The following is a 10,820-nucleotide window of genomic DNA, read 5'->3' as shown; positions in this document are numbered from 1 at the left end:
ACCACGTATAAGTAAAAACCATCGCGCGGGGAGTGCCGGGTGATTCCGGTGTGACCTGACAACGCGTGTGCGCTCTACCTCTACCCATTGCACACGTGGCTATCGGGCGCATCGGGCGCCCGGCATTCCCCGCGCCCTCTGATTGCAGAGGGCGGGAAATTGAGAGCAAACCTCGGGCGAAACGCGCCGCGAGATCGCGAAGCTGCGTCTGCCGCGTCAGCGCAGCGGCTTCTTCAGCAGCGAGAAGCGGTCGGGATCCAGACCCATCGACGGCTGCAGCAGCGGCGCCTCGATGGTGCGCGGTTCCAGCGAGCGGGCGGCAGGGCGTTCGTTGATGGCGGGGTCGTTGGGAACGTCGCGATGCGAGGTGGCGCCGCGCCAGCGCTCCAGCACCGCGCTGACGAAGTGCATGTCGTGGCCGGCGGCGACCGAGGGCACCGTCGAGATGGTGGCTTCGCTGCGCGGCAATTGGTGGATCGGCACTTCCTTGAAGCGTAGCCGGGTCGGCAGCGCGACGCCTTCGCCGAACGCCAGCACTTCGCGGGTGCCGAGCGAGGGCACGAACGACAGCAGGTTGGCGGCGGCGTCCGAAACCGCCGAGCGCAGCAGCGCCTGGTCGCGGTCGTTGGCCAGCCGCATCGCGAACAGCGTGTTGCACTGGGAAATGATGGTGGCGTCGAGTTCGGCCGGGCGTTGCGTCACGAGGCCGAGATAGACGCCGTATTTGCGGCCTTCCTTGGCGATGCGGCTGACCGCCTTGCGGGTCGGGCCGAATCCGATATTGCGGTCGGCGGAAGCATAGCGATGCGCCTCTTCGCACACGAACAGCAGCGGCGAGACGCCGTCGCTCCACAGCCCGAAATCGAACGCCATCCGGCACAGCACCGACACCACGCTGTCGACGACTTCGGCCGGAAAGCCGGCGAGCTGCATGATGGTCATCGGCCGGCCGTTGGCCGGCAGCCGGAACAGGTGGCTGATCACCTCCGCCATGGTGTCGCCGCCGACATTGGCGTTGTCGAACATGAAGGCGTAGCGCGGATCGTTGCGCACGGTCTCAATCCGCGAGATCAGCTTGTGATAGATGATGCGCGACGAGCGGTTTTCCAGCTTGCCCATGCGCTCGTCGATCAGCGAGATCAGGTCGACCAGCCGGTAGGGCACCGGGGTGTCGACGGTATAGCCGATCGTCTTGGGGTCGATCCGCTTCAGCCCGACCCGGTCGGCGTTCTGGTACTGGGTATAGATGCCCTTGGCCATCGGAATGACCTCGGCGAGGATGTCGAGCTCCTCGGGCACGCCGGGCCGGCCGGCGAACAGCACGTCGACAATTTCCTCGAAATTGAACAGCCAGAACGACAGCTTCAGATTGCGCGGATTGAGCACCAGCGCGCGGTCGCCGAAGCAGCGGCCATATTCGTTGTGAACGTCGAGCAGGAAGACCCGCAGATTGGGCCGCGATCGCAGGATTTCGTTCAGCAGCAGCGACACGCCGCTGGATTTGCCGACGCCGGTGGAGCCCAGCACCGCAAAATGCTTGGAGAGCATTTCCTCGACATCGACATAGGCGATGACGGAGGCATCCTGCTGCAGGGTGCCGACATTGATCTGATCCGATCCGGTCGGGGCGTAGACCGTGCGAAGCTCCTGATTGCTGATCAGTTCGACGGCATCGCCGATGGTCGGATAGTTGGTGACGCCGCGCTGGAATTTGGGCCGCTCCGGGCCGCCGAGGATTTCGCCGAGCAGATCGACCCCGGCGCTGGCGATGTAGGCGTCGGAGGAGGGCAGGTCCTCGCAGGTCACGTCGGTGATCATGGCGACGATGGTGGAATTGGCGCAGCGGATGCTGACGAAGCGGCCGACGGTCGCCCGCACCGCCGAGAGCCCGAGCTGGCTCGCCGCCAGCAACCCGACCCGGGCGAGGGAGCCGCGCACTGAAATCACACGTCCGAAGGATGTCACAGCGTTTGAACCTGGCATGTCATGATTGGACCTGGGTAACACTATGGAGGCGGGGGTTGGAGAAACGGTTAAGCGCGGACAATTCGAGGTGCGCTAAATCTGCGGCATCATGCTCGGCATTCCACTTTGTTGCGCCGCACCGCGAGCCGCATCGATGGATTTGGCTGGAAAACCGAGCTTTTCAAGGTGCAACGGCGGTTCCTGCCCGCTCGCGTCCTTAAGCACTCGTTTACCAAGGCAGGAGGAGGCTGCGGTGAAGTGGGGCCTGCCGCGAAGGCCTGACGCGAGGCCTGTGATTGACACCGGCGACGGCACCGCTAACCTGCGATCAAATTCCGAAAGTGATTTCCGCGCGAAACCGCTTATCCGGACTAACAAGAAACGAGGCAGGGTGGAACGCGATGAACCGCGGCACCGGGATTTGAGCGAGTTCGCGCGGCCTTCGGCGCTCGCGCCCTTCCGTATCCGAAATTACCGTTTTCAGTGGCCCGCCGATTTGCTCACCTCGTGGGCGTTCGAAATGGAGACGCTGATTCTCGGCTGGTATGTGCTGGTCGAGACCGGTTCGGTCTTGCTGCTGACGGTGTTCGCGTCGCTCAGTTTCGTCGGAACCCTGATCGCCCCGATGTTCGGCGTGGTCGGCGACCGCATTGGCCACCGCGACCTGCTGGCGATGATGCGGGCGTTTTACGCGGTTCAGGCCGCCATCCTGATGACGCTGGCGCTGACGGGCCTCCTGAATCCGGTCTATGTCCTGATCATCGTGGCGGTCATGGGCCTGGTGCGGCCGTCGGACCTCGGCGTGCGCGGCGCGCTGGTCGCCACCATCATGCCGCACGACCAGCTGATCGGCGCGATCAGCATTTCCAGGACCACGATGGATACCGCGAAATTCGCCGGCGCCTTGAGCGGCGCCGGGCTGTTCGCCGCCCTCGGCATGGGGCCGGCCTATATCGCGATCGTCGGCCTCTATCTCGTCTCCACGTTTTTGGGCCTGCGCGTCGTGGCGCCCTCCCAACCTCACCCGGCAGGCGAACTGACCGACGGCGCGCCGCTTCGCTCGACGCTGCGCGACCTCAAGGAGGGCGTCGTCTATGTCTGGACCACGCCGCGGATGCGGGCGGCGATCTGGGTCGCCTTCCTCGTCAACCTGACCGCCTATCCGCTGTCCAACGGACTCTTGCCTTACGTCGCGCGCGACATCTACGGCACCGACCAGACCGGGCTCGGCTATCTCGCGGCCAGCTTTGCGCTCGGCTCGCTGGTCGGGTCGATTGCGCTCAGCCTGATCGGCGGCATCCGGGTGGCGCGGCTGATGATCGGCTCCACCATGGCGTGGTTCGCGACCCTGCTGGTATTCGCGCAACTGCAGAGCATGCCCGCCGCGCTGGCCTGCCTGATGCTGGCGGGCTTCATGCAGAGCCTCGCCATGATCTCGGTCGCCGTCATCCTGATGCGCGCGGCCAGCGAACATCTGCGCGGCCGCGTAATGGGCGTGCGCATGCTCGCGATCTACAGCCTGCCGCTCGGCCTGCTGGCCGCCGGCAGCCTGATCGGCGAAATCGGATTCGCCGCCACCGCCTCGCTCTACGCCGCCGCCGGCATCGCGCTGATGCTGGCGATCGTGGTGCACTGGCGCGCCGACCTGTGGAACCTGCACGCGCCGGCGAATGCGAGGTGAGCGAAAACGTATGGATTTCAAGCCGTAGATGATCTGGCTGGGGAACTAGGATTCGAACCTAGACAAACAGAGTCAGAGTCTGTTGTGCTACCGTTACACCATTCCCCAATAACTTCAGATACTTAAGGCCAATTCCGGCAGTTCCGGCGACGGATCGGGCAGAGGCCTTCGAAGCGTGCGTCCTTCTACCCGCTCGGTCCCGGCCTTGGCAAGCGCGCGGCGATGCGCTTGGTGCGAGGGGGGCGGGCCAAGGCTGGCCATTTGGAGGCGCGGCCCGCGCCGCAGTCAGGAGCGGCGGCGCATGAGCGTGAATTTCGAGGAACTGGATTTCCGCCCGACGCCGATGGGCGTGCTCAGCCTGCGCCGCCGCCGGCTGCCGGGCACCGAAACCGACATTTATGAGATCAAGCTCGGCGACGAGTACCTGATGTCGAGCCGGTTCACCGTCGCCGAAATCGAACTGGCGCGGCTCGGCCTGGCGGCGCTGGCGCGCGCGGATCTCGACGTGGTGGTCGGCGGGCTCGGGCTCGGCTACACCGCGCAGGCCGCGCTGGAAAACCCGCGCGTGCGATCGCTGCTCGTGGTCGACGCGCTGGCCGAGGTCATCGAATGGCACGCGCAGGGGCTGCTGCCGCTCGGCAGGCAGTTGACCGGCGATCCGCGCTGCCGCCTCGTCAATGGCGACTTCTTTGCGATGTCGGATTCGGCCGAGGGCTTCGATCCCGACAGGCCGCGGCGCCGCTTCGATGCGGTGCTGGTGGATATCGATCACTCGCCGCGAAACCTGCTGCATCCGCGCCACGCCGCGCTGTACGAGCGCGAGGGGCTCGCCCGGCTCGCCGGGCATCTCAATCCCGGCGGCGTGTTCGCGCTGTGGTCGAACGACCCACCGGATGCGGCGTTCAGCGCGGCGCTTGCGGCGGTCTTTGCGACGTCGGACGCGCATGTCGTGCGTTTCGACAATTCGTTCGGGGATCACGACGCCAGCAACACGGTCTATATCGGGGTCAAGGCGGTTTAACCCGTGCGGCCCCCTGCGCCCGCGCCCGACGCGGCGCCGCCGTCATCTCGGCCTCGAGCAGCAGCAGCAGGCAGCCGCCGAGACGGACTTCCATCTCGTCGTCGTGCACGGATAACGGTCCGGGATTGTTGAGAATGGCGTTGACCAGCGTTCCCAGCACCACCTGAAAACCGAAGGCGATCGCGCGCGTCTTGGCGGCCTTGCGCCCCTTGCCCATGCGGCGGAGCAGCGGCGCCGTGGCATGGTCGGTGGCCGCGCGCGCCAAGCCCTTGAAGGGAGTCCAGCGGCTCGGCCGTGTATCGTCGTGCTGCAAGGCCGCGCGCAACACGCCTTCATGTTTTCTTGTCCAGCCGATCAGTCCGCGGACCAGGAGGCGGCAATGCCCGTCCAGCGAGCCGCCGGCGGTCTGTTCGTTCTCGGTCATCCGCGACAGCCCGCTCGCGCCGTCGCGCGCGGCAAGTTCGATCAGGGCGTTGAAGTAGGCTTCCTTGCTCTCGAACCGGCTGTAGAACGCGCCGACGGTGGCGCCGACTTTCGCGCACAGCGCCTCGATCGACAGTTCGGCGAGGCTGCGGGTGCGCAACATCTCCGCGCCGGCCTTGAGCAGCGCCGCCGTCGTCTCGCGGCTGCGCTTCTGCCGCGAGGGCGTGACGCCGGGGAGGTCGAAATCGGCCAATTCAGGCTGCATCGGATATTGCATCTCCGGCTGGATTATCCATAATGATAATTCCAATTATGATTTAAGACAATGGCACCGGCCGGAGCGGCGGCCGCGGGGCGAACGGCGGATCAACGGCCGTCGCAGGACAGGGAGAGACGCATGAGCGGCGGCAGCGACAAGTCCTTTGGCGGCACCATCGGCAAGACCATTGCGGGCTCGAAACCCTGGTGGCCGGCGGCGCCGAAACCGCCGGCGGGCGCGCCAAACATCCTGGTCGTGCTGTTCGACGACGTCGGCTTTTCCGATTTCGGCTGCTACGGTTCGCCGATCAGCACGCCGGTTATCGACAGGCTCGCCGCCGAAGGCCTGCGCTATTCCGGCTTCCACACCACCGCGATGTGCTCGACCACGCGCGCAGCCCTGCTGACCGGACGCAACCACCATTCCGTCGGCGTCGGCTGCCTCGCCAATTTCGACTCCGGTTACCCCGGCTATCGCGGCAAGATCGCGCGCGAGGCGGGTACGCTGGCGGAGATGCTGAAGACGCATGCCTATCGTAACTACATGGTGGGGAAATGGCATGTCACGCCGCTGACCGAAAGCGGCGCCACCGGGCCGTTCGACGGCTGGCCGCTCGGCCGCGGTTTCGACCGCTTCTACGGCTTCCTCGATGCCGAGACCGACCAGTTCGCGCCGGAACTGGTCTGCGACAACACCCACATCGATGCGCCCGGCACCCAGGCCGATGGCTATCACCTGACCTCGGATCTGATCGACCAGTCGATCCGCTTCATCGCCGATCACATCGCCGACCGGCCCGATCTGCCGTGGCTGACCTGGGTCGCGCTCGGCGCCTGCCACGCGCCGCATCAGGCGCCCGCCGACATCATCAGGAGCTACGACGAGACCTTCGCGCACGGCTGGGACATCGAGCGCGAGCAGCGGCTGGCGCGGCAGAAGGCGATGGGAATCGTGCCGCAGGGCACCCGGTTGCCCGCGCGCAACGACGGCGTGAAGGCGTGGGATGAGCACAGCGCGGACGAGCGGCGGCTGTTCACGCGGCTGCAATCGGCCTTCGCCGGCATGCTCGATCATGCCGACCGGCATCTGGCGCGGCTGATCGGCTTTCTCGACACCGCCGGCATTCGCGACAATACGCTGATCCTGGTGCTGTCCGACAATGGCGCGAGCCAGGAGGGCGGGCCGTTCGGCTTCGTCAATGCGATGGGACCCTACAATTTCCGCCCCGAGCCGGTCGCGGAGAAGGTGCGACGGATCGACGACATCGGCGGGCCCGACTCCCACAGCAATTTTCCGCATGGCTGGGCGATGGCGTCCAACACGCCGCTGCGGCGCTACAAGCAGAACACCCATGGCGGCGGCATCCGCGATCCCTTCATCATGTCCTGGCCCCGGCGCATCGCGGCGAAGGGCGAGTTGCGTCACCAGTTCGTGCATGCCAGCGATCTGGTGCCGACGCTGCTCGAACTGGTCGGCGTCAGCGCACCGGAGGAGATCGCGGGCGTGGCGCAGATGCCGATCGAGGGCGAGAGTTTTGCGCGTTCCATCGCGGAGCCGTCGGCGCCGTCGAAAGCGTCGCCGCAATATTTCGAAATGTTCGGGCATCGCGGGCTTTGGCACAACGGCTGGAAGGCGGTCGCCTTTCATCCGCCGGGTACCCCCTTCGAGAACGACAGCTGGGAGCTGTTTCACCTCGACGGCGATTTTTCCGAGGTCGAGGATCTCGCCGCGAAGCAGCCCGAGCGGCTGGCCGACATGATCCGGCTGTGGTGGCGCGAGGCGGAGAAGCATAATGTGCTGCCGCTCGACGACCGCTTCGCCGCGCGCTTTGCCGAGAACGCCGCCCGGTTCCAGGGCGCGCGCGACAGTTTTGTCTTCCACGCCGGCATGGGGCACGTGCCCACCGACGTCGCCCCCGATGTGCGCAGCCGCAGCTATACCATCGAGGCGCATGTCGAGATCGGCGAAGCCGGCGCCGAGGGCGTGCTGATCGCGCATGGCGACGCCACGTCGGGCTACAGCCTCTACATCGAGGACGGCTTCCTGGTTCACGATCTCAATATCGGGGGAGGGCATGAGATCGTCCGTTCAAGCCGCAAGGTTCCGTCCGGCGCACACCGGCTCGGCGTCCATGTCGAGCGGCTGGTGCGGGAAACCGCGCCGGCCAGGGGCTCCCGCACCGGGGTCAGCGCCTATACGCTGCTGATCGACGGCGAGCCGGTGGGCTCGCTGCAGACGCAGCAGGGATTCAATAATTTCATCTCGTGGTCCGGCCTCGACATCGGCCGCGACCGCTCCAGCCCGGTGTCGCATTACGACGCGCCGTTCGAATTCACCGGCCGATTGCTGCGCGTGACGGTCGCCATGCATGCCGACCAGAAGCTCGACGGCGACGGCGTCGGCGCCGCGGAAATGGCGCGGCAGTGAGGTGACGGGGATCACTTGATCCGGTCGTAGGCCGCGGCGAAATCGGTCAGCGGGATCGGGATCGTGATGTTTTCCTTGCCGAGATTCTGAAACGACACTTTCAGCTGCTTTCCCGATCTGAGCGCGGCGAGCAGGTCGGGCGCGATCGGGGAGCCGGCGTAGCAGCCGCGGGTTTCGCAGGTCTGGACCTGCAGGTCCGTCACCTTGCCGTCGTCGACCTGGAGCTTCGCGCCTCCCGGCAAATTGAGTCCGAGCGGCAGTTGCACCAGCGCGACCGGCGCTTTGGTGTCGGCGGGCACGCGGATGTTGACGAGGACGATCAACTGCCCGGTCTTGCTGAGCACCGCGGTTTGCTCCATCGCGCATTCGAGCGGCGCGGCGCGGCTGGCGCTGGTGCATCGCGCGTTCCAGCCCGCCTGCCCGGCAGGGGTGGTTTCCGGCGGAGGCGTGGCGGGTGTCGGTGTCGCCGCCGGTGCGGGCGGCTCGGCCTTCGATTTCGGGGCCTGCTGGGCGTGGCTGATCCCGATCGATCCGGTAGCCAGGAGGGCGATGCAGATCGCAGTCTTGCTGGACATTTTCACTGAACGGGCTCCGGGAGGACTGCATTCGGATGTGCCGTCGGGGGCTCAAAGTCAAGCCGGTCGGCGGCCTTGTTGTTCGATCGTCGCGCCGTCCGAATGCCGTGCGTTGACCCTTGTGCGCTGAAGCCTTGCGCGGCCGCCGACAATATAGGTTCATTCTAAACTGCGCGGGGCCGCGCGGCTTTTTTTGGGCTGCGGGGCATGGTACGGAATGGCCATGCTGGCGGCCTGATCTTCGATCTCGCCCTGCCATCCAGGGCCCTTGTGAACGGCTGGGCGAGACCACCCTGAAACGGTCAAATTGACCGTATTGATCACCAATTGCCCGCTGCTGAGCTGAAGCATGAAGATGTTCCCGTTTCGAACCGCTTTTGTCGTGACCTTTGCACTGGCGATGACGTCGCTGTGCCAGGCGCAGCAGAACGCCACGCCGCCGGTTCCGCAGGCTCCCGCTTCGTCGCAGGCGCAGCCGCCGGTTGCCCCGGCACAGGCGGTGCCCGCCGCGCCTGCGGCGGCCGATCCCGCAGCCGTACCGGCCGAGAGCAAATTGCTGAATCCGGTCACCGCGATGCACGACATGTCGCCATGGTCGATGTTCCAGTCGGCGGATGTGGTGGTCAAGGCGGTCATGATCGGGCTGGCCCTGGCCTCGCTCGTCACCTGGACCATCTTCATCGCCAAGATGATCGAGATGTCGCTGGCCCAGCGCCGGCTGCGCACGGCGCTGCGCAAGATCGGCGAGTCGCGGTCGCTGGCCGAAGCGCAGTTCGCGCTCGGCGCCAAGCAGGGCGTGCTGCCCTCGCTGCTGGCGGTCGCGATGCGCGAGGCGCGGCTGTCGGCGGGAATTTCCAGCGACGCCGGCATCAAGGAGCGCGCGGCCTCGAGCTTTGCCGAGATCGTGCGCGCCGAGGCGCGGCGGATCCGGCTCGGCATGGGAATGCTGGCCACCATCGGCGCCACTTCGCCGTTCGTCGGGCTGTTCGGCACCGTGTGGGGCATCATGAACAGTTTTATCGGCATCGCGAAATCGCAGACCACCAACCTTGCGGTGGTCGCCCCCGGCATCGCCGAGGCGCTGCTCGCCACCGCGCTCGGCCTGGTCGCGGCGATCCCGGCCGTGATCATCTACAATCACTTCGCGCGCGTGACCAAGGGCTACCTCGAACTGGTCGGCCGTGCCTCCGGCGCCTCGGCGCGGCTGCTTTCGCGCGACCTCGACCGCCTTTATGTCAGTTCGCCCGGCGGCGCGCATTCGCGTGCGGCGGAGTAGCCGATGGCCGTTTCGCTCACCGACAACGATCCGCTCGACGACGACAATGATTTCGCGGAAAGCCACGAGATCAACGTCACGCCCTTCATCGACGTCATCCTGGTTCTGCTGATCATCTTCATGGTGGCAGCGCCGCTTTCGACCGTCGACCTGCCGATCGACCTGCCGACCTCGACCGCGGCGCCGCAGAAGAAGCCGGACAAGCCGACCTATGTCAGCATCAAGCCCGACCTCGCGGTGGCGATCGGCGAGACACTGGTCAAGCGGGTCGATCTGGTGCGCTCGCTCGACGCGATGGCGGATATGAGCAAGGAGCGCTTTGTCTTCCTGCGTGCCGACCGCGCGGTGCCCTATGGCGAACTGATGGACGTACTGGAGCTGCTGCGCGCCGGCGGCTATTCGAAGATCAAGCTGGTGGCGCTGGAGGGTGTCCCCGGCGGCGCGGCCGCCGAAAACGCCGCTCCCGAGACTCCGAAACCCTGAAGCGAAAACGACATCGGGATGTCCGACCTCCTCGAAACCGAACCAAAACCCTCGCGCCGGCTGTGGGCCTTCGCCGCGGCGGGCGCGCTCGCGCTGCATCTCGGCTGCGGCGCGCTGGCGATCGCGCATTTGCGCGAAGCGGAAGCCGACGACGCGCTCGGCGCCAACGCGATCGAGATCGGCCTCGAATTCGCCTCGGTGCGCCGCGAGGTCACCGACCTGCCGGCGGGACCCGACACCGACGCGTCGGTGGCGTCGCCGGCGCTGGCCGAGCAGCAGGCCGAGGTCAAGGAGACCGAACTGCCGAAGGACATCCCGACCGAGCCCGAAGAGGCCGACCGGGTGGTGACACCGGACGAGTCGAACAAGCCGACGGAGGAGGATACCAGGGTCGCCGCGGTACAGACCCAGGCCTCCACCGAGTCGGTCGCTTCCGAAGCCACCGCGACGCCGAGCTCGGAAGCGATCCCGGAGGGACCGCGTTCGGTGGCGCCCGCGATCGGCAGCGGCGAAACCGCGCGGCGCGCGCGCGTGACCTGGCAGAAGGAGCTGATCGTTCATCTCGACAAGCACAAGCGCTATCCGGCGGCGCGTTCGCAGAAGAGCGCCGAGATCATGGTCTCCTTCGCGCTCGACCGCATGGGTCGCGTGCTCTCGGCCACCATCGTCAAGGGATCCGGCGACGCCGCCTTCGACGAAGCCGCCCTCGC

At 66.4% G+C, this 10,820-nt stretch carries 10 protein-coding genes and 1 tRNA gene; 6 read left to right on the top strand and 5 right to left on the bottom strand.

Annotated features, from left to right (window positions below):
• Nucleotides 1-216 precede the first annotated feature (216 nt).
• A complete protein-coding gene (locus Q8R73_RS03590; RefSeq protein WP_305718159.1) occupies nucleotides 217-1,983 on the bottom strand; it encodes an ATP-binding protein in 1,767 nt (588 codons plus the stop codon).
• Between the two features lie 403 nt (nucleotides 1,984-2,386).
• Between Q8R73_RS03590 and Q8R73_RS03585 the strand changes: the two genes are divergently transcribed.
• Nucleotides 2,387-3,646 (top strand): MFS transporter, encoded by a 1,260-nt coding sequence (locus Q8R73_RS03585; protein WP_305718162.1) that lies wholly within the window; start codon nucleotides 2,387-2,389, stop codon nucleotides 3,644-3,646.
• 34 nt (nucleotides 3,647-3,680) lie between these two features.
• On the opposite strand, the gene Q8R73_RS03580 is transcribed toward Q8R73_RS03585, so the two are convergent.
• Nucleotides 3,681-3,754, bottom strand: a tRNA-Gln gene (locus Q8R73_RS03580).
• Nucleotides 3,755-3,947: 193 nt separating this feature from the next.
• On the opposite strand from Q8R73_RS03580, the gene Q8R73_RS03575 reads away from it, so the two are divergent.
• Nucleotides 3,948-4,667 (top strand): spermidine synthase, encoded by a 720-nt coding sequence (locus Q8R73_RS03575; RefSeq protein WP_305718158.1) that lies wholly within the window; start codon nucleotides 3,948-3,950, stop codon nucleotides 4,665-4,667.
• Here Q8R73_RS03575 and Q8R73_RS03570 read toward each other — a convergent pair.
• Nucleotides 4,654-5,355, bottom strand: a complete 702-nt coding sequence (locus Q8R73_RS03570; RefSeq protein WP_305718157.1) for a TetR/AcrR family transcriptional regulator — start codon at nucleotides 5,353-5,355, stop codon at nucleotides 4,654-4,656. The genes Q8R73_RS03575 and Q8R73_RS03570 overlap by 14 nt on opposite strands.
• Before the next feature lie 132 nt (nucleotides 5,356-5,487).
• Between Q8R73_RS03570 and Q8R73_RS03565 the strand changes: the two genes are divergently transcribed.
• Entirely contained in the window at nucleotides 5,488-7,776 is a 2,289-nt protein-coding gene (locus Q8R73_RS03565) for an arylsulfatase (RefSeq protein WP_305718156.1), read from the top strand.
• An 11-nt stretch (nucleotides 7,777-7,787) separates the two neighbouring features.
• Here Q8R73_RS03565 and Q8R73_RS03560 read toward each other — a convergent pair whose 3' ends face one another.
• A complete protein-coding gene (locus tag Q8R73_RS03560) occupies nucleotides 7,788-8,351 on the bottom strand; it encodes an invasion associated locus B family protein (RefSeq protein WP_305718161.1) in 564 nt (187 codons plus the stop codon).
• A gap of 159 nt (nucleotides 8,352-8,510) precedes the next feature.
• The gene (locus Q8R73_RS03555) at nucleotides 8,511-8,702 is read right to left on the bottom strand and encodes a hypothetical protein (RefSeq protein WP_305718155.1); all 192 of its coding nucleotides are present in this window, start codon (nucleotides 8,700-8,702) and stop codon (nucleotides 8,511-8,513) included.
• On the opposite strand from Q8R73_RS03555, the gene exbB reads away from it, so the two are divergent.
• The 3 genes from exbB to Q8R73_RS03540 form a co-directional block, all read left to right on the top strand.
• Complete coding sequence (gene exbB / locus Q8R73_RS03550) at nucleotides 8,701-9,627, top strand: tonB-system energizer ExbB (protein ID WP_371126024.1); 927 nt, start codon at nucleotides 8,701-8,703, stop codon at nucleotides 9,625-9,627. The genes Q8R73_RS03555 and exbB overlap by 2 nt on opposite strands.
• Before the next feature lie 3 nt (nucleotides 9,628-9,630).
• Nucleotides 9,631-10,110 (top strand): TonB system transport protein ExbD, encoded by a 480-nt coding sequence (gene exbD / locus Q8R73_RS03545; RefSeq protein WP_305718154.1) that lies wholly within the window; start codon nucleotides 9,631-9,633, stop codon nucleotides 10,108-10,110.
• 18 nt (nucleotides 10,111-10,128) lie between these two features.
• The coding region (locus Q8R73_RS03540; RefSeq protein ID WP_305718153.1) for a TonB family protein at nucleotides 10,129-10,820 on the top strand (692 nt) is incomplete at its 3' end.

This window comes from Bradyrhizobium sp. (genome assembly GCF_030697065.1).
Taxonomy (GTDB): domain Bacteria; phylum Pseudomonadota; class Alphaproteobacteria; order Rhizobiales; family Xanthobacteraceae; genus Bradyrhizobium.
Note: the sequence above shows the minus strand (reverse complement) of the source record. Positions and strands in the feature narration are given on the sequence as shown.